The sequence below is a fragment of the Enterovibrio norvegicus DSM 15893 genome (assembly GCF_900115495.1).
Classification (GTDB): Bacteria; Pseudomonadota; Gammaproteobacteria; order Enterobacterales; family Vibrionaceae; genus Enterovibrio; species Enterovibrio norvegicus.
The window spans coordinates 99,751-122,230 of the sequence record NZ_FOWR01000008.1 but is presented as its reverse complement, the minus strand read 5'-3'; the positions used below and the strand labels follow the sequence as shown (position 1 = coordinate 122,230).

Genomic DNA, 22,480 nt, shown 5'->3' with positions numbered 1-22,480 from the left:
CGACGTAATAGACAATAAAAAGGGATGCAGTTGCATCCCTTTTGTTTTGTGGTTCTCTAGAGAAAGTTACCTGAGCAAGACGACGCTCTCTAGGTAACAGCCTTCAGTTCTAAGTACCATTATTGACAGTTAGCAGCACCTAACTCTTTCCAAACACCCCATTGACCGGTTGTGCCTGGCTCTTCGTTTTGCGTCCACCATTTCGCCGAGTACTCTTTGCCGTTGTGAGTCACGACATCACCAGAGTTATATACAACACCTTCTTTCCAAGCATTTGCACACACAGGGTCAGTGGTATTTTTCGCAACGGTAACTGTGATAGAGGCACTGTCGTCCAGTTTGCCATCAGACACGGTGACTGCGAAGGTGAAGTTCTTCGTTGTTGCGTAGCTATCTGCAACAAAAGTAAGAGACGCACCGTTAACCGTCGCATTTACGCCTTCTGGGATGTACCAGCTATACGTTAGGGTATCGTTTTCAGCATCGGTTGAAGCACTTGCATCAACAAGGACAACATCGCCAGCTTTTACTACGCCAGGGGCTGAAACCACAGCAACAGGTGCAGTGTTAACTGGATCAGTGCCACCTTGTTTCTTCGCGGTGACTGTCACAACGTCTGATGCTTTCGCACCTTCGTTGTCAGTCACGGTCAGCGTGAAAACAAACTGCGTATCAACGGTGACAGCAGGAATCTCCGCAGAAGCGACTGATGCGCTCGCATTGGTCAACGAAACACTTGGACCGGACGTTTGTGCCCAGCTGTATGAAACAACCTGACCGTCTGCATCCGAAGAGTTTGAACCATCCAGAGCAACAGCGCTTGCTGCATCGACGGCAACGTCAGCGCCAGCATTTGCTACAGGTTTCTTGTTCAATACTGGTGGTGTACCAGTCAAAGACTCTTGCATCGCGTTAAGAATATCGCCGTTATCCGCATCGATTTCCCATGCGAACAGACCAGCAAGACCCAATGAGCGCACGTAAGCACCTTTTGCCATGACAGAACGCTTATTGTCATAGGTGACTAGGTCACCGTTCGACGGATCCCATGCCCATGGTGCTTCAGCGATTTCGTCATAACCGACAACAACACCTGCTTTGTTCTCATAGTCTGAAACAATGTCTTTGTAATCGATGACGCCAGCTTCCCACGAACCTGCAATTTTGCCATTACCTACGCCCGTCATTGGGTTTGAAGGATCAGTCATGCTTGCTTCAGTTACACCCGTCCAGCCTCGGCCATACATCGCTGCACCAACAACAAGCTTGTCTGCAGGCACACCTTTTTCCATGAGTAAGTTGATGCCGTTAACGGTTGAGTAAGCAGGGCCTTTACGTGGTTTGCCTTCGTCGTCAAGACCAATGCCAGCACATTCGTCAGCACTGATGTGGCTACCACAGTTAAGGGCAGTCTGGTGACCTACCACGTTGTTCCAACCACCGTAGTAGTCGTAAGTCATTGCGAAGATGTAATCCATGTACGGTACAGCTTCCGCATAGTTGACGTCTTCAATCTTGTCGTAACCCACACCCACGGCAGAGGTTAGTTCGTACGTACGACCTGTATCGGCGGAAAGCTCATCCAACATGGCACGCAGTTCGCGCATCAGAATGGCATAGGTATCACCGTCTGACGGATCGCCAAGATTAGGGTTAGCGCCTTGGCCACCTGGATATTCCCAGTCAATGTCTACACCGTCATAGAATTTCCACGTTTGGAGGAAGTTCTTCACAGAGGCTACGAAAACATCGCGGTTCGCTTTTACGCCAAAATCATAGAAAGGGTCAGAAAGCGTCCAGCCACCGATAGAAGGGAGGATTTTTAGATCAGGGTAGCGTTGTTTAAGCGCCATGATCTGACCATAAGTTCCTTTGTAAGAAGAGGAATGGCTTTGACCTGATTGTGGGTGAGGCATTTGAACTGCTGCCCACGGGTCATGGATGACCACTTCATAGTCAGGCATGCCTGCACAAGCACGGTTCAATGCAGCAAGAGGGCCGTCTTCTAAAGAAGGGTTGTTGCCACAAATAGGCACAAAGCCATAAATGATGTGTGTAAGGTTTTGCGCTGGGATTTTATCAACAGGGAATTTTCTGCCATAAACACCCCATTCCACAAAGTACGCACCAACGACGGTATCAGCGGGTGTTACATAGCTGCCGTTGTTCGGATCGACGTTCATGGCGAGTGGTTCGAGGTGGCTACCATCAGTGTCTGCAACAAGAATTTGTTTTGGCGCACTTGGTGTACAAGCCTGTGCTGCGCCAGTGCCGCTACAAAGTTCGACAACCATGTCGTACTTGCCGCCTTTTGCAACTTGCAGAACAGTTGATTCTTTTTGGCTGGCGGATGGCGTCACGCTGGCTTCATGCGCAACGACGCCGTTCAATAATACACGCCACGTATCGCCAGGCTCGCCTGACCAACGGTCCCAAGTGACAGGCACTTCTGCAAAAGGTTTTACAGTAACAAGATCTTTGTATGCAGAGGCAGCGTCGTTCACTTCGATGATGGAGAAGTTCGATTCCATCCAAGAAATCTGAGGCGCACCAGGCGCAGCGATTGCGGGCAGCGATAAGGCGCTCGCAATTGATGCAGAGGCTAGTCCTCTAAGAAATACACGTTTGTTCATCCTTTTTATCCCTCAAAAATTTATATCGCGAAATATCTATTCATCGCGTAAATATGAGCTGTGTTTAATAAGCTCATCACAGATACTTGTTCTGAATGGGAAATATGGCAAAAAATCTCGACAAGGATTTAGAAGCAACAGAGATAAAGGGTTAACAATCTCGTTACATTGCGGTTATTTTTCGGACAGGATGTCACAAAAAAACAGGACTTATTCATCGGGAGAAATTAAGAGGCAGCACTTCAATGTTCGCATTTTAGTGAGGCGTTGGCATGTCAAACGTGCTTTGTTTAGCGGGTTTTATTGAGTTTAAAATGAAAAATAGCCTCTCAAAGAGAGGCTATCAGTGGATGTCTGGCTGCGTTTCAACGGCTACCTAGTTGCTTTTCTTCTTTTACCTGCTTCTTGGGAGCAGTAGGAATAAAGCCATGTCGGACGCGAGAGCACAGGGGTCTTGAGTTGGCACCAGCGGGTCTCATTTTATCGTTTCTCTTTCTCTAATCGTTAATATAGTTAGTTGTTTTTTTGCGAACAATGCACCTCTGTGCCGAAAAAGTGAGGCTTCATTACATCAGTACAGGCGCTATATTGCTCAAAAAAAAAGACTTTAACAATTGAAACAGAGTCACTTTTGTGTTGATCGTGAATATATTCTAACCAGTAAAATTTTTATTCCGTTTAGTTATTAAAAACTTACGGATTGGAGGGGGGTGGCGTTGTTGTGGTCGACCTCTCAATGTGTCAAATGTGGATCAATCATGATCCTAGGCTTTGCTACGCTTAATAAGCACTAGCAGTATTTGTGCCTGAGAGGACATTACAATCAGGAGGATCGCTATGGGACACAAACGCATTAGTAACAAACGTATGAAGCAAATGATGGATGACATCTTGCCGGAAGAGATGAAGCATCAAAAAGATGACTCGCTCGTAGAAGGGAAGAGTCAGAGCAAATCAGACGACAATGCGCTCGAACTTCAGGATCAGCAAAAATAGTTCTGTCGTCACATTCCGGAATGACATTCATAAAGAGCCAGTTAATCACTGGCTTTTCTTTTTATGCGCAGAATGAAATGTTACGAGTTGTGTGTATTTATTGTTAGTGCGCGCGGTATTAATTAATTGAGTAAAAAATCAATATCCCTCCTTTAAATGCGTGTTCTACGCTAAATCCCCTTAATAACTATGCGTAAAAAATGATTTATTAGACAGTTTTATTATCTTCCTGATATTGAGTTGTTAACGATTTTTGTTGTAAATTATTCATTGAATTGCAGTTTTTAATGCTTAATTAATGCGCCGATTAGGTTTTTTGTACGATTTTTCTCTTCGAATATGTGTTCGGTTGAAGTTTATGTTCACTTGTTGAGGCAGGATTGGAGTTATATGCTAATATTTCGTCTTGTGTTGGGTTTATGTGACTTTTATTGTTTATTATGTAGCAAATTAATTTGATGCTTGGTAATGTTTCAAACAATTCTCCGTACAGTGTGCGAATTAGGATCGGCTCATTTGCTTCATATCGGCCATTTTTATCACGCTGACAGAGAGTGTCATGGATGCAACTTAAGGATAGATTGGAGTATCTGCATGTATAAGAACAAAATCACTCAGGCGCTGCTGTTGGGCGCAGGTATGGCAGTCACCGCCACGTCATTCACCGCATCAGCAGATGTGCCTGCTGATGTGAAATTGGCTCCTCAACAAGAGCTCGTTCGCGGTAACGGTACCGAAGTCGCTTCACTTGACCCTCATAAAGTGGAAGGTGTGCCGGAGTCTCACGTTCTTCGTGACCTGATGGAAGGTCTTGTGATTCAAGATGCTTTGGGGAATACCATTCCGGGTACCGCTGAATCTTGGTCAACAGAAGATAACCAAACCTTTACCTTTAAAATTCGCAAAGACGCGAAATGGTCAAACGGTGATCCTGTCACTGCGCAAGATTTCGAATACAGTTTCAAACGTGCAGCTGATCCGGCAACGGCATCGCCATATGCTTGGTATATTGAATACACCAAGATGAAGAATGCGAAAGACGTGACATCTGGCAAAAAGCCTTCGAGTGAACTGGGTGTGAAAGCGATTGATGACCACACACTGGTGCTTGAAACAGATGTCCCATTGCCATACTTCGTGAAGATGATGGCGCACACCACCATGTACCCAGTGCACAAAGCGACCCTTGATAAGTTTGGCGATAGCTGGACGAAACCGGGTAACTTCGTCGGTAACGGCGCGTTTGTGATGAGCGATTGGGTGGTGAACGAAAAAATCGTTCTAGAGCGTAACGAAAACTATTGGGATAACGCAGATACCGTTATCGACAAAGTGACCTTCCTGCCGATCGAAAACCAGAATGCGGAAATGAACCGCTTCCTTTCTGGTGAAATCGATATCACTTATGAAGTGCCAAACGAACAATACCGTCGCCTTGCCAAGCAATACCCGGACAATATCGTCGTTTCGCCAAACCTGTGTACCTACTACTACGGTTTCAATACACAACGTGCGCCATTTGATGACGTTCGTGTTCGTAAAGCACTGTCTTACACCATTGATCGCGACATCGTTGCGAATGCCATCCTAGGACAAGGGCAGAAGCCTGCATACGCGTTGACACACAGCGGTATTACAGGGTTTAACCCTGAGAAACCTGAGTACGCGACAATGACGCAAAAAGAGCGTATCGCGAAAGCGAAAGAATTGTTGTCAGAAGCAGGTTTTGGTCCAGGTAAGCCACTTGATTTCACGCTGCTGTACAACACCAGTGAAAACCATAAGAAAATTGCTGTTGCAGCACAATCCATGTGGAAAAAATCGCTGGGTAACTTCGTTAGCGTAAACCTCGAAAACCAAGAGTGGAAAACCTACCTAGACAGCAGCAAGCAAGGCGACTTTGATGTACGTCGTGCAGGTTGGTGTGCGGATTACAACGAAGCCTCTACCTTCCTTGCCATTGCAATGACGGAAAATGGTTCGAACGATCAGAAGTACTCGAGCGCTGTCTTTGACAAAGCGATGAATGACGCGGTGAAAGTGGCGAAAACCGAAGAAGAACGCAACAAGTTCTATGCAATTGCCGAAGCGCAATTGGCGCAGGATATGCCGATTGCCCCTATCTACCAGTATGTTCAACCACGCTTGGTGAGCACGGCAGTAGGTGGCTACCCAGATCAAAACCCTCAGGACAATATCTACTCGAAAGATATGTACATTATCGCAGAATAATAGAGGGCTGTTCTCCATGCGCCTGTAGCCCAACTGCGGGCGCATGTTTTTTTGAGCATAGTGAGATGCTTTATGTTTAGATTGATTTTTACGCGAACTTTGGAAGCAATACCGACCTTGCTGGTATTGATCACCATCTCTTTTTTCCTCATGCGTTTTGCACCCGGTAACCCATTCTCTTCAGAAAAAACACTGCCGCCGGAAGTCATGCAAAACATCAATGCAAAATATGGCCTAGACAAGCCTTTGCATGAGCAATACACCACGTATTTAGGAAACATTCTTCAAGGCGACTTTGGGCCTTCCTTTAAATACAAAGATTACACCGTTAATGAGCTCGTCGTCTCTGCGCTGCCTGTGTCTGCCAAAGTGGGTTTCTATGCTTTTTTGCTTACAGTGGTGGCAGGCGTTGCCATCGGAACGTTTGCAGCGTTGCGGCAAAACAGTTGGGTGGACTATGTGGTGATGTCGACCTCCATGCTCGGGGTCGTGCTGCCTTCCTTTGTGTTGGCTCCCGTTCTTATCTACATCTTCTCGATTGGTCTGGGTTGGTTACCTGCCGGTGGATGGAACGGCGGCGCTATTGAATACATCATCTTGCCCGTGTTAGGCATGTCATTTCTGTACATCGCGACGTTTGCGCGTATTACCCGCGGAAGCATGATTGAAACCTTGAACAGTAACTTTATCCGCACCGCGAAAGCGAAAGGGTTAAGCATGCCTTACATCATCATGAAGCATGCGCTGCGCCCTGCAATGTTACCGGTTGTTTCTTATATGGGGCCTGCATTTGTCGGCATCATCACGGGCTCAGTGGTTATCGAAACTATCTTTGGTCTGCCAGGCATCGGTAAATTGTTTGTGAATGCCGCTTTCAACCGCGACTACTCGTTGGTGATGGGCATTACCATCCTGATTGGTGCGTTGTTCATCATCTTCAATGCCATCGTCGACATCTTGTTAGCGTGGCTAGATCCGAAGATTCGTTATTGAGGTTTTGAAATATGCTATTGAACAAAGAACAAAATAACGAAGCGATCGATAACTTCTCTGCTCAGCTGGAAGTCGAGGGCCGAAGCCTTTGGCAAGACGCTCGCCTGCGCTTTATGCGAAACAAAGCGGCAATGACGAGCTTGTTTATTCTTGCGGTCATTACCCTCTGGGTGATCGTAGGGCCATTGTTTGCCACCTATGCTTTTGATGATACGGATTGGTATGCCATGCATGCAGCGCCTTCGCTGGGCGCTGACGGACACATTTTTGGTACTGATGCACTTGGCCGTGACATCTATGTTCGTACCCTTGTGGGTGGCCAGATATCACTGATGGTGGGTTTGATGGGGGCTTTCGTGGCCGTCATTATTGGTACCGTTTATGGTGCGACGTCGGGCTATATCGGTGGCCGCACTGACCGTGTGATGATGCGTATTCTGGAAATTCTGAACGCCATTCCTTTCATGTTCTTGGTGATCGTATTAGTCACCTTCTTTGGCCGAAACATTGTTCTAATTTTCGTTGCCATCGGTGCCATTGCTTGGCTAGACATGGCGAGGATTGTGCGTGGTCAAACCTTGAGTTTACGTAATAAAGAATTTATCGAAGCGGCACACGTCAGTGGCGTGAGCACGCGAAACATCATTCTCCGACATATCGTGCCAAACGTGCTGGGTATTGTTGCGGTTTACTCAACGCTGCTGATTCCAAGCATGATCTTGATTGAGTCTTTTCTGAGCTTCCTTGGCTTGGGTGTGCAAGAGCCGATGACAAGTTGGGGTGCATTGCTGCAAGAAGGGTCGCAAACCATGGAGTTGGCCATTTGGCAGCTCATTTTCCCAACATTGTTCATGGTCACCACCTTGTTGTGCTTCAACTACGTGGGTGATGGTTTGCGTGACGCGCTGGATCCGAAGGATCGATAAGGAGGAAGTATGAGCCTATTAGATGTAAAAGATCTGCGCGTGGAATTTAAAACTCAAGATGGGTTTGTCACCGCAGTGAATGACTTGAACTTCTCCCTCGATCGCGGCGAAACGCTGGGTATTGTTGGTGAGTCTGGTTCAGGTAAGAGCCAAACCGTGTTTTCCATCATGGGTCTATTGGCGAAAAACGGCATTGTTAAAGGCAGTGCCAAGTTCGAAGGCAATGAGATTCTGAATTTGCCTGAGAAGGAACTGAATAAGATCCGCGCTGAGCAGATCGCGATGATTTTCCAAGACCCAATGACGTCATTGAACCCTTACATGAAAGTCAGTGACCAGTTAACCGAAGTGCTTATGTTGCACAAGGGAATGGGGAAAACGGAGGCATTTGAAGAATCCATTCGTATGCTTGAAGCGGTGAAAATCCCGGAAGCGCGAAAACGCATTCATATGTATCCTCATGAGTTCTCAGGCGGTATGCGCCAGCGAGTCATGATTGCGATGGCACTGTTGTGTCGACCAAAACTGTTGATCGCGGATGAACCCACCACCGCATTAGATGTCACGATACAAGCACAAATCATGCAGCTATTGAACGAGCTGAAATCTGAGTTCAATACCGCCATTATCATGATTACCCATGACTTGGGCGTTGTTGCCGGCTCGTGTGACAAAGTGTTGGTGATGTATGCTGGCCGAACGATGGAGTACGGCAGTGTAAACGAAATTTTCTACACGCCAAGCCACCCTTACACTGAGGGATTGTTGAAGGCGATTCCACGTTTGGACACGGAAGGTGAGGTGTTGCCAACCATTCCAGGGAATCCACCGAACTTACTGAAACTGCCACCGGGCTGTCCGTATCAAGATCGTTGTCACCGTGTGAATGATCACTGTAAGCAAGAATCTCCGATTCTGACACCGTTTGGTGATGGCCGCCTTCGTGCGTGTTTTTCTGATCAGGAGGCGTGGTAATGGGCGTGATGGACAAAAAACTCTTATTGGATATTGAAGACCTGAAAGTGCATTTCAATATCGCTTCCAAATCAATGTGGCCTTGGGCGAAACCTGCGGTGTTGAAAGCGGTTGATGGCGTCAATATTCGCCTTTATGAAGGGGAAACGCTCGGCGTTGTGGGCGAGTCGGGTTGTGGTAAATCCACCTTTGCGCGCGCAGTCATTGGGCTTGTAGAAGCCACTGACGGGCAAGTGGTTTGGCTAGGCAAAGACTTAACCAAGCTGCATGGCAACGAAATGCGTGAGAAACGCAAAGAAATCCAGATGATATTTCAGGATCCGTTGGCGTCGTTGAACCCACGAATGACCGTTGGGGACATCATTGCTGAGCCGCTGAAAACCTTCTACCCTGAGTTGTCTAAAGACGAGGTAAAAGCCCAAGTTCAAGCCATGATGACACGCGTCGGTTTATTGCCTAACGTGATAAACCGCTACCCGCATGAATTTTCAGGCGGTCAGTGTCAGCGCATCGGTATTGCCCGTGCTTTGATTTTAAAGCCAAAGCTGGTGATTTGTGATGAGCCAGTGTCGGCATTGGATGTGTCTATCCAAGCGCAGGTGGTAAACCTTCTGAAAGAACTGCAAAAAGAGATGGGCTTGAGCCTTATCTTTATTGCACACGACCTTTCGGTGGTGAAGCACATTTCTGATCGTGTACTTGTGATGTATTTGGGTAACTCGGTAGAGCTTGCTGAGAGCAAAGCGCTGTTTGATAACCCTCAACACCCATACACTAAAGCGTTGATGTCGGCGGTGCCGATTCCTGACCCTGACAAAGAACGAAACAAAGAGATTCAACTGCTAGAAGGTGAATTGCCCTCTCCGATGAATCCGCCGTCAGGTTGTGTTTTCCGAACACGTTGTCCGCAAGCGAATGACGCGTGTGCGCAAAGAAAGCCTGCATTGGAAGGGACAGATCACCACTCAGTGTCGTGTCTTCAAGTGACCTTGTAAGCGTCATTTTTCCACGCTAGGAAAACAAAAAAGCCTTCCATCTGGAAGGCTTTTTGCTGTTTATACCATTCGAGTATGTCACTCAATACAGTCTGTTAAGCCTGCGGATACCAATAACCTTGGTTGCAAAGTTCAAGCAACAATGCAAGCAATGCAGGGTTGTTGGCAATCGGGCCTAAATCTTCACCGGTAAAGGCTTCTTGGTCACACAACACACGCGCCGCAGCTTCACAACCTTCAGGCAGTTCGATCGATTCACCGTTCAGGAAAATCACCGACAGGTCGTCTTCGTGGTAAAGCGCTTTTAGGCCAGAGACTTTCTCCAGTACCAAGTTTTCTTCCATGAATTGGAAAAGCTCATCCGCTGCCCATGGCGGCTCTGCTGGCATGATGTCTAACTCATGGCGTGACTGGCTTAGTTGCTCGCCCATCCAGCGTGATTTCGCTTTCGGATCGTTCAACAACTTCATCAGCATGTTGTTCAGCGCGTCAAACTCAGCGGTTGGGATCATACCGTGTTCTTCACGGGTTTGCAGGTTGGGATCGTAGTAGTGAATGTCACCCAACTCATTCGTCAGCACGTAGTCTGCAAAGCCGCTCAGTAGTTCTAGCTTCTTCGGAGAACGGTAACCAATAGAGTAGCTCATCGACACATCGATGGTGTTCCCTTCATGCGGGAAACCTGGTGGGATATACAAAATATCGCCCGGCTCGAGTACTTCATCAATGATCGGATCAAAGCCTTCAATTTGACGCAAGCCCGTGTGGTGGTTAGCGTCTTTGTAATCGCCTTTGTCACCCACGCGCCAACGACGTTTACCCATCCCTTGAATGATAAACACATCGTATTGGTCGATATGTGGGCCTACGCCGCCATTTGGCATAGATAGGCAGATCATCACATCATCAAACAACCAATTTGGTAGAACACGGAAGGGTTCTGCCAATTCGCGTAACCCTGGGTGCCAGTGGTTTGCCGCTTGAATAACCAGTTGAGAGTGGGTGTCAGGGAAGTCGTCGAAATTTTCGAAAGGGCCATGCTGGGCTTGCCAGTTGCCATCCAGGTTCGTGACGAAGCGAGAATCAATTTCTTCTTCCATCGCCAATCCCGCCAATTCATCTGGCGTGATTGGATCATCAAATTCAACGAAGCCATTGCGAATGATGGTTGGCTTTCTATGCCAATGCGTAGAAAGGAAGCTGTTTAGGTCGAAATTTAATTGATACATAAGGGGGTGCAGTTTTCTAAGAATGGGCTCAAGTATATACCCAAACAACCTGAAGATGCAGGATTCAGCGAGGTTTACTGACGTTATGATCTAGGCGTCCCTTTGCCGATGTGGTGATCTCCATCAAAAAGAGATAACACCGAGCATGGCGTCAGTAAACTCGCCCGAAGGGAGGCCCTCTGAAATCGAGCATCTTCAGCTTGATTGGGTACATACCCAAGCATGGTGAATATGCAGAGACGCGAAAGAAATAAAAAGCCCGGCAGAACCGGGCTTCAATCATTCTGCACGAAGTGGCAGAAAGAACAATCGCTTACAGCTGATCGGTCAGCTTGATTGCGTCACCGATGTAGTTTGCTGGGGTCATTTGCTTCAGACGTACTTTCTCGTCTTCTGGCAGGTCCAGACCATCGATGAATGCACGCATGCCTTCGCCATCAACACGCTTGCCGCGCGTTAGCTCTTTCAGCTTCTCGTAGGGTTTCTCGATACCGTAGCGACGCATCACGGTTTGTACTGGCTCTGCCAATACTTCCCAGTTTCTGTCGAGTTCAGCTTCAAGCGCTGCTTGGTTCACTTCCAGCTTGCTGATGCCTTTTAGGGTCGAGGTGTATGCAATGATTGCGTAACCTACGCCAACGCCAAGGTTACGAAGCACCGTTGAGTCAGTCAGGTCGCGCTGCCAGCGAGAGATTGGCAGTTTTTGCGCCAAGTGGCCAAACACTGCGTTTGCTAGGCCCAAGTTACCTTCAGAGTTTTCGAAGTCGATTGGGTTCACTTTGTGCGGCATGGTTGAAGAACCGATTTCGCCAGCAATGGTTTTTTGCTTGAAGTGACCCAGTGCGATGTAACCCCATACATCACGATCGAAGTCGATCAAGATGGTGTTGAAACGCGCAATCGCATCGAACAACTCAGCAATGTAATCATGCGGTTCGATTTGCGTTGTGTAAGGGTTCCACGTTACACCAAGCGATTCAGTGATGAATTCTTCGCTGAAACCGTGCCAATCCACTTCAGGGTAAGCAGAGATGTGTGCGTTGTAGTTACCTACAGCACCGTTGATTTTCGCTAGGATTTCAACGTTTTTGATTTGCTTGTACTGACGTTCCATGCGGTATGCAACGTTAGCCATCTCTTTACCCATGGTAGAAGGAGACGCTGGTTGACCGTGTGTACGAGACAGAAGAGGCACTTCACGATATTCAACAGCCAGTGCTTTGATCGCATCAATAACGTTGCGAATTTCTGGCAGGATCACTTCATCACGTGCTTCTTTAAGCATCAATGCGTGTGAGGTGTTGTTGATGTCTTCTGAAGTACATGCAAAGTGGATGAACTCATTAACAGCGTTCAGCTCGGCATTGCCAGCGACTTTTTCTTTCAGGAAATACTCAACCGCTTTAACGTCGTGGTTGGTGGTGCGCTCGATGTCTTTGATGCGTTGTGCATCAGCTTCGCTAAACTCAGCTGCGATTTGGTCTAAAAGCGCGTTTGCTTCTGCGCTGAACGCAGGTACTTCCTTGATAGCATCTGTTGCTGCCAGTTTTTGCAACCAACGAACTTCAACGATCGTGCGGTACTTCAATAAGCCAAACTCACTGAAGATTGAACGCAACGCAATCGTTTTCGTTCCGTAACGGCCATCCACCGGTGAAACAGCTGTCAGTGCTGACAGTTCCATGGTCTCTCTCCTGAATTAAAATTACGAATTTCGGGCTAAGATGATTTTGGCCTGCTCGATCATTTGTTTGCGACCAAAGATAAGATGACGGCGTTTGCCGCCAACCTGACGCCAAAGCACGGCGCTTCGGATACCCGAAAGCAATAACGCACGTACTTTATGTTGTACGCCAGTTATTTGAAGCTGTGCTGGTGTGCCTGTCACTTGGATCCTTGGCCCCAGCGGGCTAATAGTATCCAAGTAAACACTGGCAAGGTTGCTTACCATTTGTTCATCAAGCAGGTCAAAGTGTTGAACCTGACGTTGGATGGTGTCTAAGCGATCACCAAGCTGTGCGAGGCTGTCGCGACGGCCTGCTAGCTTACGTTCCAAAGCCAGAATATTGATCAGATAACGAGTGAGTTCACTGCCACCAGGGCTGTTGTCTAACTCGTTAATGAGGGTAGTCAAACCAAGATTAAGGTTTTCTTCTTTGCCGAAAACCTCAATCGTCGAAGCAGGGTTGGTGACGATAATACTGTTTAAGCTTGCGCTGAGCGTATCGCGATCACAGGTGCCTGTGCGAGCGACCTCTTGAACAAGTTTGACAGATTGACAGATACTCGCGAAAGCGATGGTACGATCAAACAAAGTATTAGCCACTGACGATTGCTCCTTAAATACGCGCTTCGATGATGCCGCCGCCTAGACACACATCACCGGAATAAAATACGGCTGATTGACCAGGGGTAACCGCGGCTTGCGGTTCATCAAAGATGACTTTGATCTGGTCTCCATCAATTGGCTCGATGGTACATGATATGTCTGTTTGGCGGTATCGCGTTTTTACGGTGCACTTCAATGGTTCTGTCATTGTTGCGCGATCAACCCAATGAAGTTGAGCGGCGATCAAACCTTTTGAGAATAGACGTGGGTGATCATGGCCTTGAGCAACAATCAACACATTGCGTTCAACATCTTTATCAACCACATACCAAGCAGCTTCTAGGCCGCCACCGCCTTTTTGACCACCGATGTGTAGGCCTTTACGTTGACCCAGTGTGTGGTACATCAAGCCTTGGTGTTCGCCAATAGCGTCACCTTCGGTGGTTTCAATCACACCTGGTTGTGCTGGCAGGTATTTTGACAAGAAATCAGTGAATTTACGTTCACCGATGAAGCAAATGCCGGTCGAATCTTTCTTCTTCGCGGTGATCAGGTCTTGTTCTTCTGCGATACGGCGCACTTCTGGTTTTTCTAACTCACCCACAGGAAACAGGCTGCGGGCAACTTGCTCGTGGCTCAGGGTGTACAAGAAGTAGCTTTGGTCTTTGTTGTTATCCACGCCGCGCAGCATTTGCGCTTTTTCGCCTTCCTGAGTTGGGAAAGTACGACGTACATAGTGACCCATGGCGATGTAGTCAGCTTCAAGCACTTCATCAGCAAATTCTAAGAAAGCTTTAAACTTGATTTCTTTGTTACAAAGAATGTCTGGATTAGGCGTACGACCCGCTTTGTACTCTTTAAGAAAGTGTTCAAAGACGTTGTCCCAGTATTCAGCTGCAAAGTTAATGGTGTGCATCTCAATACCAAGCTTGTCGCAGACGGCCTGTGCATCGGCCAGATCTTCCGCTGCCGAACAGTACTCGTCGTTATCGTCTTCTTCCCAGTTTTTCATGAAAAGGCCTTCTACCTGATAGCCTTGCTGCTTCAGTAGATAAGCTGATACTGAGGAATCGACGCCGCCGGACATACCGACGATAACTTTTTTGCTGCTGTTATCTGACATGACGAAATTTCAAGCTCCAATTAAATCGGTGGCAGAGTTTACCAGAAACCTTTGCGCTGTTACAGATGAGAACTCAATCACATTTTCATTGTTTTTGAGGAAGAGAAACCTCTTTCCATTCGCCCGGCTGCATATCGTCGACCGTCCATTCTCCCATCCGATGACGAATCAGGCGCAGAGTAGGGTGGCCAACGGCTGCTGTCATTCTGCGTACTTGGCGGTTACGGCCCTCTTCCAAGGTAATTGCGATCCAACTTGTGGGGATGGAAGGGCGGTGGCGGATCGGCGGATTGCGATCCCAAATGGTCGGTTCTTGCATGAGTTCGATGCTTGCTGGCAATGTCCACCCATCGTTTAACTCGACACCGTCGCGCAGGCGGTTGAGAGAATCCTCACTTGGGATACCTTCAACTTGTACCCAGTAGGTTTTTGGTGATTTAGACTTTGGCTGCGTTAATCGTGCTTGAAGAATGCCGTCATTGGTCAGCACTAAAAGCCCTTCGCTGTCTTTGTCGAGGCGACCGGCGGCATAGACATCCTTCACAGGAATAAAGTCGGCTAACGTCGAATCTCCCAGTTCACCTGTGAACTGCGTCAAGGTGTTGAACGGCTTGTTGAAAAGGATGATTTTCGTCGGACCTTTCGGGCGCGCAGGTTTATTGGAACGCAAGCGTGAAGTGCGTCGAGAATTTTGCATTGAAGCGGATGTTTTTGCGCTTCTTTTTGGGGTGGTTTTAAACGTCATTAAATACTGTCAATCAGGTCAGGTAACAAATGAGACCTCCGTATTATACATGGAATAATGTGATTGGCGTGTTGCATGATTTACAGTATTCTTTTGCCCGCATGTTATACCAAACAGAACAATTACCTGTTGCACCAATTTGGAACAAATGGACGTTTCCGGTGTGCCAGAAAATTGCTCTGTTTGGTGAGCAAAAGATAACAAATGGACGCTAGGAGAATTAAATGGAAAGTAAAGTAGTCGTGCCAGCTGATGGTCAGAAAATTGCAGTAGAAAACGGCAAGCTGGTCGTTCCTAATAACCCTGTCATTCCTTACATTGAAGGTGACGGTATTGGCGTTGATGTTAGCCCTGCGATGATCAAAGTTGTTGATGCTGCGGTTGAAAAGGCTTACGGCGGTGACCGTAAGATCTCCTGGATGGAAATCTATACCGGTGAGAAATCAACCCAGATCTACGGCGAAGATGAGTGGTTACCTACTGAAACCCTCGATTTTATCCGTGATTACAAAGTAGCAATTAAAGGTCCTCTAACGACGCCAGTAGGCGGCGGTATCCGTTCTTTGAACGTAGCCCTTCGTCAAGAGCTTGACCTGTATATCTGTGCTCGCCCTGTTCGTTATTTTGAGGGGGTTCCAAGCCCGCTAAAACAACCTGAACTGACTGACATGGTTATCTACCGTGAAAACTCAGAAGATATCTACGCAGGTGTTGAATTCAAAGCAGGCACTGCTGAAGCAGACAAAATCATCAAATTCCTAAAAGAAGAAATGGGCGCAACCAAAATCCGTTTCGACGAGGAATGTGGTATCGGTATCAAGCCTGTTTCTGAGCAAGGTACTAAGCGTCTTGTTCGCGCGGCAATCCAGTACACTATCGACAACGATCGTGACTCAATGACACTGGTTCACAAAGGCAACATCATGAAGTTCACCGAAGGTGCCTTCAAAGATTGGGGCTATGAAGTAGCAAAAGAAGAGTTCGGTGCTGAGTTGTTGGACGGTGGTCCATGGATGACGTTGAAAAACCCGAACACGGGCAAAGAAATCATCATCAAAGATGTCATTGCTGATGCATTCCTTCAGCAAATCCTTCTTCGTCCTGCTGAGTACGATGTGATTGCCACCATGAACCTTAACGGTGACTATGTGTCTGATGCACTTGCGGCACAGGTTGGTGGTATCGGTATCGCACCGGGTGCAAACATCGGTGACGGCATTGCACTGTTTGAAGCAACGCACGGTACTGCACCTAAGTATGCAGGTCAGGACAAGGTTAACCCTGGTTCACTGATCCTTTCTGCAGAAATGATGCTTCGTCACCTAGGTTGGACTGAAGCAGCAGACCTGATCATTTCTTCTATGGAAAAAGCGATCGCTAACAAGACAGTAACCTACGATTTCGAACGTCTCATGGACGGCGCAACGCTACGTAAGTGTTCTGAGTTTGCAGAAGACATGATTCAACAAATGTAATCCATAGGATTCACTTGTTTCTAAGCCCGGCAATCGCCGGGCTTTTTTATGCCTAGGGTTTCGCTGTCCTGACGCAGTTATCCAGCCCAATTAAACACTTTTTGGCCAGAGTAAAACCGTCAGTTCGACGTCAACAGCGTTGTTTAGTTTAGAGCGGTTGCAAGTTGATATCGACGGCTTCAATGCGCAAGCCATCAGGGTCGATGTCGTTATCGACGAGCCATGGCGCCATACACTGGCGATCTTTCACACATGGATCGCTCAAGGTGCGAAGAAAAGCGGCCAAGTCTTGAATATCTTCCTCATTGTAAGCGTGATTGTTGAGTTTACTGACACCAACAATTTGCTGAACAAACAAGATGTTTATTGCTTCTTGCGAATTGTTTTGCATATCACTTTGCTGAACAGAAGGCTGTGTGCCGTCATATTGATAACGTGCTATGGCTACCGTAGGGTTCATATGATGGCGTATGGTGTCCTCTAAGGTGCTATATGCACCTGCATGACCATAGGGGCCAGTGATCTCTACATTGAGCAGTGACGGCGTCCTGAAGGCGAATAAATCGTTAAAACGGTAGGTCTCTCGGTAACGTCCAAAATCATTTGTACGTGTATAGCTATCACCTTTACCTCGTCCTAGCTGTGGCATGGCGAGGTTATGAAAGCCTTCATCCGTCATCAGATTGCCGCTGTGGCAGTTTTGACAATTAAACCCGCCGACATTTTCACGAGAAAGAAATTTAAAAGCACCGCGTTTTTCCTGTGGCGTGAGCGCGAGGGTGTTGCCCTGAACGTAATCAAACCATGGGTTATCGACAAAGACCTGAGAGCGCATGTATGCCGCCAGCACTTCTCGGATGGCAGCAGGCGTGATCACTTCGTTGAGTGGGACGTCGGGAAGGTTAAACGTTTCACGAAAAAGCGCTGGCCATTGATTCAATGCCAAAGGCTCAAGTTCTCCCCGCATTCTCGCCGCAACCCGCTCCCGTGTTTCTTGATTTGATAACCCTTCTGCAAAGGTAAACCCTCGCATCTCTTCAAGCGTGATTTGTGGGAAGGCAGCTTGTGCGGTGCTGAGGTTGTTGCCGGCATCGGGATCTGGCAAGTCTTTGCCTGAATCCGGCGTACTTATGCCGCCAATGGCACCATGTTGGAAGGGAAGCGGCAACAAGGCTTCCACCCGCCCATCGTGAAAAATATGCTTATCCCAAAAGCCAAGGTTGAAACTGGTTGGGACATTTCGGGGCATTGTGGGGCCGCCATCGTAGAAAGGCGCGGTTGATCGGTGTTCGCGACCTGGACCGAGCAAGTTAGGGTTGAGGGTATCAACGCCTATGGCGATCGAGAGCGCATCGGCGCCGCCTAACATGGGATGATGGCAAGACACGCATGCCGTGTCGAAATTACCGCTTTGGATTTTACTGAAAAACAGCAGTTTCCCGAGTTGTGCTTTGGTGGTGTTGATGGAGGGGAGTGAGCGCGGCGATAGCGGGTCTCCTGTGAGGCTCAGTTGAGAAATTCGTTGTCGGAGCGCTGCATCCAGCTCGGCATCGGACGTGAAATTGAGGGTACTGGCGTTGGTTGGGATGGAAAAAAGGAATAGAAATCCCGCCAACCATAAGTCGGATATTTTCATCGAATAGCCCTTTGTCTAACAGATATGTAGTCCCGAACACTATGAAAAGGCTCGGGTATATGCCCAAACAATGAGATGGCCTTGCTTCGGTAGCGATTACGAACGATGAGAGCGGTGTGCTTTTGGCGAATAGTGCTGAGTGATGAGAGCACTGTCTGAAAGAGAGCCTTTGCGTATCGTTGTAAATCTCACGGAATCCTGCATCTTCAAACTGCTTGAGCGTTTGTCTGAGCGATGTGTATGAAAAATTGGTCTCGCCCTAAGGTGAAATTAGACTTTTACGTGAGGGTGCACGTTCTCAGTATTGATAATCCAGGATGTTTTTTTGTGGGGTTGAGGAGGCTGGACGCCTTTTAGAATCTGGGCTGGAGCGTATAAAACAAAAGAGCGAACAAAATGTTCGCTCTTTCAAACTTCGACCTTACGGCAGCAAAAAGATTTGTAACAACACTAATTATTTTAAGGCTTCGCTTTCTATTGGAACAATCTGGCTAGCATGGTAACCCTTAGGACCTTCCAGCACTTCATAATTCACGGTCTGTCCGGCTTTCAATGTCCGGTAACCATCCATTTGAATCGTAGAGTAATGAGCAAAAATATCGCCATCACCTTCATCAGGGCATATGAAGCCAAACCCTTTAGCGTTGTTAAACCATTTAACTGTACCACTTGCCATGCGAAACATCCCTCTTGCATTCAAATTGCATAACTATGAGTAAAACCAACATCTGCAATCACGTTACTCATTGGTAATTGATGCTGTATGTTTTTACTTCAATTCACACTCTAGTAGAAAGATTTAGGCAGTCAAGCCCCTTAGAAGCCATATAACAACATTTTAATAAAAATAACTGAAGATGTTCGCGAAGGATGATGTATGTACCATTATGTGTCATTTTGTTTCATAAATAAGTCAGTCGAATCAATATCAAAGGTCGGATGTGTTAAGTTGATTTTAAGGGTTCTTAAAAAATAGCTTCAAAGCTGTTAATCCCTGTTATCAAGGCTCCAATTGTAACATCATGATAATTAAGGTTTGAGAAGCCGTTTTTTTTTTACGCTTGTCAGTGTATTAATACACGTATTCCAAGGTATTTGATTGGTGAATAGTTAATGAATGAATATTAACGAAGAGAATTAAGTTTTTGTGCTGTTCAACAAAGTGAAAGTAAGATGATGGTTGTGGTAATCCAAACAAGTGTATGGATATTCTTACATTGTGGGTTCTGTCTGTAATACGCAGGGTGTTTTGACGGTCTGATTGATTGACAAAGTGATTTGAGATTGAAATGGCGAGGAAGGATTGGTGAACTATGGCACTATTTCTGCATCGTAAAGATCGCTCAACATAGCATTGTCACGGTTGCTGGAATACAATCTGTGAATTACGTTTTAAGTATCGGTAGCGTTTCTTGTGTATGATATCCCAATATACAAAACACCTAGATAAATAATTGTTTTGTAAGGAACACTTGAGCTACCTTAAAGATTGTAAGCAGTTATGAGCAAAATGTACGAATGGATAGTTCCGGATTCTGACGTTAAAGAAGCGGAAGAAACCAAAGTAAAACCGCCATCATTATACAAAGTGCTATTGAATAATGATGATTACACCCCCATGGAGTTTGTAGTGGAGGTGTTACAGCGATTCTTTTCCATGGATTTGGAAAAAGCGACACAGTTGATGCTAGCTGTTCACTATGAAGGAAAGGCTGTCTGTGGCATTTATTCCTCGGAAGTTGCCGAGATGAAAGTCGCACAGGTAATGATGTATGCAAAAGAACATCAGCACCCACTACTGTGCACAATGGAGAAAGCCTAAGCGATAGAAAAAGGATTTCTCCGGCACACCAGAATGTGGTTATTGAGGGAGGTGCCTTATGCTAAACAAAGAACTTGAAGCGAGCCTGAACGGGGCGTTCGCAAGAGCACGTGAGAAACGTCATGAGTTTATGACTGTGGAACACCTGCTACTCGCGTTGTTAGAAAACGTTGCCGCTCGAGAAGCGCTACTCGCTTGCCGCGCCGATCTTGATGCCTTGCGCAAAGAATTGGAAGCATTCATCGAACAAACAACGCCGTTGATTCCTGTTGATGATGACAATCGAGAAACCCAACCAACGCTGAGTTTTCAGCGAGTACTTCAACGTGCCGTCTTCCACGTCCAATCATCGGGTCGTAGTGAAGTAAGTGGCGCTAACGTGCTGGTGGCCATTTTTAGTGAGCAAGAATCCCACGCGGCTTACCTGCTTAAGAAAAATGATATTAGCCGTCTTGATGTCGTTAACTACATTTCACACGGTACAACCAAATCTGCAAGTAGCGATGAAGAACTGCCGGGTGCGGACCTTTCTTCTGAAGAAGCGGCCGTTGAAGGTGGTGAAGAGCGCTTAGAGAACTTCGCAACCAACCTTAACCAACTGGCTCGTGTTGGTGGTATTGACCCACTTATCGGCCGTGACAAAGAGCTTGAGCGTACAATCCAAGTGCTTTGTCGTCGTCGTAAGAACAACCCACTTTTGGTTGGCGAAGCTGGGGTCGGTAAAACAGCGATTGCAGAAGGCCTCGCGTGGCGCATCGTTGAAGGCCAAGTGCCAGAAATCATTCAAAACTGCGTGATTTACTCTCTCGATATTGGTTCGCTTCTTGCGGGAACCAAATACCGTGGTGATTTTGAGAAGCGCTTCAAGACCATTCTAAAGCAGCTTGAGAAAGAAGAGCATGCGGTTCTGTTCATTGATGAAATTCATACCATCATTGGTGCAGGTGCGGCATCAGGCGGCCAAGTAGACGCCGCTAACTTAATCAAACCGTTACTTTCGAGCGGCAAACTCCGCTGTATCGGTTCTACCACCTATCAGGAATACAGCAGCATCTTTGAAAAAGAGCGCGCGCTGGCGCGTCGCTTCCAAAAAATCGATGTTGTGGAGCCATCTATTGATGACACCACGAAGATCCTGATGGGGTTGAAACCTAAGTACGAAGCTCACCACGAAGTTCGCTATACCAATAAAGCCATCCGAGCTGCGGTTGAGCTTTCAGCCAAATACATTAATGACCGTCATCTACCAGATAAAGCCATTGATGTGATTGATGAAGCCGGTGCGCGCTGCCGCCTTGCGCCAGCAAACAAGCGTAAGAAAACCGTTGGTGTTGGTGATATTGAAGCCATGATTGCGAAGATGGCGCGTATCCCTGAGAAGTCAGTGTCGTCAACTGACCGCGAAGTGCTTCAGTCGCTTGAGCAGAAACTCAAGATGCTGGTCTTCGGACAAGACGATGCCATTGGTGCATTGTGTGAGGCGATTAAGCTTAGCCGCGCAGGCTTGGGCGCAGAGAATAAACCTGTAGGTTCGTTCTTGTTTGCAGGTCCAACGGGCGTGGGTAAAACCGAGGTCACCGTTCAACTTGCCCGTGCGATGGGTATCGAGCTGCAACGCTTCGATATGTCAGAGTACATGGAGCGCCATACCGTCAGCCGTTTGATTGGTGCGCCTCCTGGCTATGTGGGTTATGACCAAGGTGGTTTGCTGACGGATGCTGTGATTAAACATCCACACAGTGTGGTGCTGCTCGATGAAATCGAAAAAGCACACCCTGATGTCTTCAACCTGCTTCTTCAGGTAATGGATAACGGGACACTGACGGACAACAATGGTCGTAAGGCTGATTTCAGAAACGTGATCCTCGTGATGACAACCAACGCGGGCGTAACGGAAACCATTCGTAAATCGATCGGTTTGATCCAACAAGATCACAGCCACGATGCGATGGCTGAGATTAAGAAGGTATTTGCACCTGAGTTCCGAAACCGTCTTGATAACATCATTTGGTTTAACAACTTGGATAAAGACGTCATTCTTCAAGTTGTGGACAAGTTTGTTGTCGAGCTTCAAGCTCAATTGGATGCGCGTGGCGTTTCTCTTGAAGTCACAGACAAAGCGAAATTGTGGCTGGCAGAGAAAGGGTACGACAAATCAATGGGTGCACGCCCAATGGCGCGTGTCATGCAGGAGCATGTGAAGAAGAACTTGGCGAACGAGCTATTGTTCGGTTGTTTGGTGAATGGCGGTACAGTGAAAGTGGGTCTGAAAAACGACACGCTTACGTTTAGTTTTAGCGATGAGATGGAACCTGCTTGATCCATTAAAAAGCAGGAACCAAAAAAACCGGCGCATGCGCCGGGTTTTTTT

At 47.1% G+C, this 22,480-nt stretch carries 17 protein-coding genes; 9 read left to right on the top strand and 8 right to left on the bottom strand.

Annotated features, from left to right (window positions below):
• Positions 1–119 precede the first annotated feature (119 nt).
• Positions 120–2,633 (bottom strand): glycosyl hydrolase family 18 protein, encoded by a 2,514-nt coding sequence (locus BM082_RS06985; RefSeq protein ID WP_017012811.1) that lies wholly within the window; start codon positions 2,631–2,633, stop codon positions 120–122.
• Between the two features lie 837 nt (positions 2,634–3,470).
• On the opposite strand from BM082_RS06985, the gene BM082_RS25055 reads away from it, so the two are divergent.
• The 6 genes from BM082_RS25055 (at position 3,471) to oppF (ending at position 9,750) form a co-directional block, all read left to right on the top strand.
• Entirely contained in the window at positions 3,471–3,629 is a 159-nt protein-coding gene (locus BM082_RS25055; protein ID WP_017010074.1) for a hypothetical protein, read from the top strand.
• A gap of 594 nt (positions 3,630–4,223) precedes the next feature.
• On the top strand, positions 4,224–5,861 hold the full coding sequence (locus BM082_RS06980; RefSeq protein ID WP_074926125.1) for an ABC transporter substrate-binding protein: 1,638 nt from the start codon (positions 4,224–4,226) through the stop codon (positions 5,859–5,861).
• A gap of 72 nt (positions 5,862–5,933) precedes the next feature.
• Positions 5,934–6,854 (top strand): oligopeptide ABC transporter permease OppB, encoded by a 921-nt coding sequence (gene oppB / locus BM082_RS06975; RefSeq protein WP_017012132.1) that lies wholly within the window; start codon positions 5,934–5,936, stop codon positions 6,852–6,854.
• Positions 6,855–6,865: 11 nt separating this feature from the next.
• Positions 6,866–7,780 carry an oligopeptide ABC transporter permease OppC gene (gene oppC, locus BM082_RS06970; protein WP_017012813.1) on the top strand — a complete coding sequence of 305 codons (915 nt, stop codon included), beginning with the start codon at positions 6,866–6,868 and terminating at the stop codon, positions 7,778–7,780.
• A gap of 9 nt (positions 7,781–7,789) precedes the next feature.
• On the top strand, positions 7,790–8,755 hold the full coding sequence (oppD, locus tag BM082_RS06965) for an ABC transporter ATP-binding protein (RefSeq protein ID WP_017012130.1): 966 nt from the start codon (positions 7,790–7,792) through the stop codon (positions 8,753–8,755).
• A complete protein-coding gene (gene oppF / locus BM082_RS06960) occupies positions 8,755–9,750 on the top strand; it encodes a murein tripeptide/oligopeptide ABC transporter ATP binding protein OppF (protein ID WP_017012129.1) in 996 nt (331 codons plus the stop codon). Before oppD ends, oppF begins: the two co-directional genes overlap by 1 nt.
• A gap of 95 nt (positions 9,751–9,845) precedes the next feature.
• On the opposite strand, the gene BM082_RS06955 is transcribed toward oppF, so the two are convergent.
• From BM082_RS06955 to BM082_RS06935, 5 genes are all read right to left on the bottom strand, one after another.
• Complete coding sequence (locus BM082_RS06955; protein WP_017012814.1) at positions 9,846–10,979, bottom strand: ribosomal protein uL16 3-hydroxylase; 1,134 nt, start codon at positions 10,977–10,979, stop codon at positions 9,846–9,848.
• A gap of 313 nt (positions 10,980–11,292) precedes the next feature.
• Positions 11,293–12,663 carry an adenylosuccinate lyase gene (gene purB / locus BM082_RS06950; protein WP_017012127.1) on the bottom strand — a complete coding sequence of 457 codons (1,371 nt, stop codon included), beginning with the start codon at positions 12,661–12,663 and terminating at the stop codon, positions 11,293–11,295.
• A 21-nt stretch (positions 12,664–12,684) separates the two neighbouring features.
• Positions 12,685–13,305: a high frequency lysogenization protein HflD gene (gene hflD, locus BM082_RS06945; RefSeq protein ID WP_017012126.1), complete on the bottom strand. Its 621-nt coding sequence runs from the start codon at positions 13,303–13,305 to the stop codon at positions 12,685–12,687.
• A gap of 13 nt (positions 13,306–13,318) precedes the next feature.
• Positions 13,319–14,431, bottom strand: coding sequence for a tRNA 2-thiouridine(34) synthase MnmA (gene mnmA / locus BM082_RS06940; RefSeq protein ID WP_017012125.1), 1,113 nt, complete (start codon positions 14,429–14,431; stop codon positions 13,319–13,321).
• An 85-nt stretch (positions 14,432–14,516) separates the two neighbouring features.
• A complete protein-coding gene (locus BM082_RS06935; RefSeq protein WP_017012815.1) occupies positions 14,517–15,176 on the bottom strand; it encodes a pseudouridine synthase in 660 nt (219 codons plus the stop codon).
• 224 nt (positions 15,177–15,400) lie between these two features.
• Between BM082_RS06935 and icd the strand changes: the two genes are divergently transcribed.
• Entirely contained in the window at positions 15,401–16,651 is a 1,251-nt protein-coding gene (gene icd / locus BM082_RS06930; RefSeq protein ID WP_017012122.1) for an NADP-dependent isocitrate dehydrogenase, read from the top strand.
• A gap of 148 nt (positions 16,652–16,799) precedes the next feature.
• On the opposite strand, the gene BM082_RS06925 is transcribed toward icd, so the two are convergent.
• Together BM082_RS06925 and cspD are read right to left on the bottom strand one after the other, a co-directional pair.
• The gene (locus tag BM082_RS06925) at positions 16,800–18,287 is read right to left on the bottom strand and encodes a cytochrome-c peroxidase (protein ID WP_074926120.1); all 1,488 of its coding nucleotides are present in this window, start codon (positions 18,285–18,287) and stop codon (positions 16,800–16,802) included.
• A gap of 454 nt (positions 18,288–18,741) precedes the next feature.
• A complete protein-coding gene (gene cspD, locus BM082_RS06920) occupies positions 18,742–18,963 on the bottom strand; it encodes a cold shock domain-containing protein CspD (protein ID WP_017012120.1) in 222 nt (73 codons plus the stop codon).
• Positions 18,964–19,788: 825 nt separating this feature from the next.
• Between cspD and clpS the strand changes: the two genes are divergently transcribed.
• Both clpS and clpA read left to right on the top strand, forming a co-directional pair.
• The gene (clpS, locus tag BM082_RS06915) at positions 19,789–20,109 is read left to right on the top strand and encodes an ATP-dependent Clp protease adapter ClpS (protein WP_017012119.1); all 321 of its coding nucleotides are present in this window, start codon (positions 19,789–19,791) and stop codon (positions 20,107–20,109) included.
• 58 nt (positions 20,110–20,167) lie between these two features.
• Positions 20,168–22,429, top strand: a complete 2,262-nt coding sequence (clpA, locus tag BM082_RS06910; protein WP_017012118.1) for an ATP-dependent Clp protease ATP-binding subunit ClpA — start codon at positions 20,168–20,170, stop codon at positions 22,427–22,429.
• The last annotated feature ends 51 nt before the right edge of the window (positions 22,430–22,480 follow it).

What these genes read in the sequence shown, in the direction of transcription:
- BM082_RS06985 (WP_017012811.1), bottom strand. Translation starts at nt 2,633, where the DNA reads ATGAACAAACGTGTATTTCTTAGAGGACTAGCCTCTGCATCAATTGCG.
- BM082_RS25055 (WP_017010074.1), top strand. Translation starts at nt 3,471, where the DNA reads ATGGGACACAAACGCATTAGTAACAAACGTATGAAGCAAATGATGGAT.
- BM082_RS06980 (WP_074926125.1), top strand. Translation starts at nt 4,224, where the DNA reads ATGTATAAGAACAAAATCACTCAGGCGCTGCTGTTGGGCGCAGGTATG.
- oppB (WP_017012132.1), top strand. Translation starts at nt 5,934, where the DNA reads ATGTTTAGATTGATTTTTACGCGAACTTTGGAAGCAATACCGACCTTG.
- oppC (WP_017012813.1), top strand. Translation starts at nt 6,866, where the DNA reads ATGCTATTGAACAAAGAACAAAATAACGAAGCGATCGATAACTTCTCT.
- oppD (WP_017012130.1), top strand. Translation starts at nt 7,790, where the DNA reads ATGAGCCTATTAGATGTAAAAGATCTGCGCGTGGAATTTAAAACTCAA.
- oppF (WP_017012129.1), top strand. Translation starts at nt 8,755, where the DNA reads ATGGGCGTGATGGACAAAAAACTCTTATTGGATATTGAAGACCTGAAA.
- BM082_RS06955 (WP_017012814.1), bottom strand. Translation starts at nt 10,979, where the DNA reads ATGTATCAATTAAATTTCGACCTAAACAGCTTCCTTTCTACGCATTGG.
- purB (WP_017012127.1), bottom strand. Translation starts at nt 12,663, where the DNA reads ATGGAACTGTCAGCACTGACAGCTGTTTCACCGGTGGATGGCCGTTAC.
- mnmA (WP_017012125.1), bottom strand. Translation starts at nt 14,431, where the DNA reads ATGTCAGATAACAGCAGCAAAAAAGTTATCGTCGGTATGTCCGGCGGC.
- BM082_RS06935 (WP_017012815.1), bottom strand. Translation starts at nt 15,176, where the DNA reads ATGACGTTTAAAACCACCCCAAAAAGAAGCGCAAAAACATCCGCTTCA.
- icd (WP_017012122.1), top strand. Translation starts at nt 15,401, where the DNA reads ATGGAAAGTAAAGTAGTCGTGCCAGCTGATGGTCAGAAAATTGCAGTA.
- BM082_RS06925 (WP_074926120.1), bottom strand. Translation starts at nt 18,287, where the DNA reads ATGAAAATATCCGACTTATGGTTGGCGGGATTTCTATTCCTTTTTTCC.
- cspD (WP_017012120.1), bottom strand. Translation starts at nt 18,963, where the DNA reads ATGGCAAGTGGTACAGTTAAATGGTTTAACAACGCTAAAGGGTTTGGC.
- clpS (WP_017012119.1), top strand. Translation starts at nt 19,789, where the DNA reads ATGAGCAAAATGTACGAATGGATAGTTCCGGATTCTGACGTTAAAGAA.
- clpA (WP_017012118.1), top strand. Translation starts at nt 20,168, where the DNA reads ATGCTAAACAAAGAACTTGAAGCGAGCCTGAACGGGGCGTTCGCAAGA.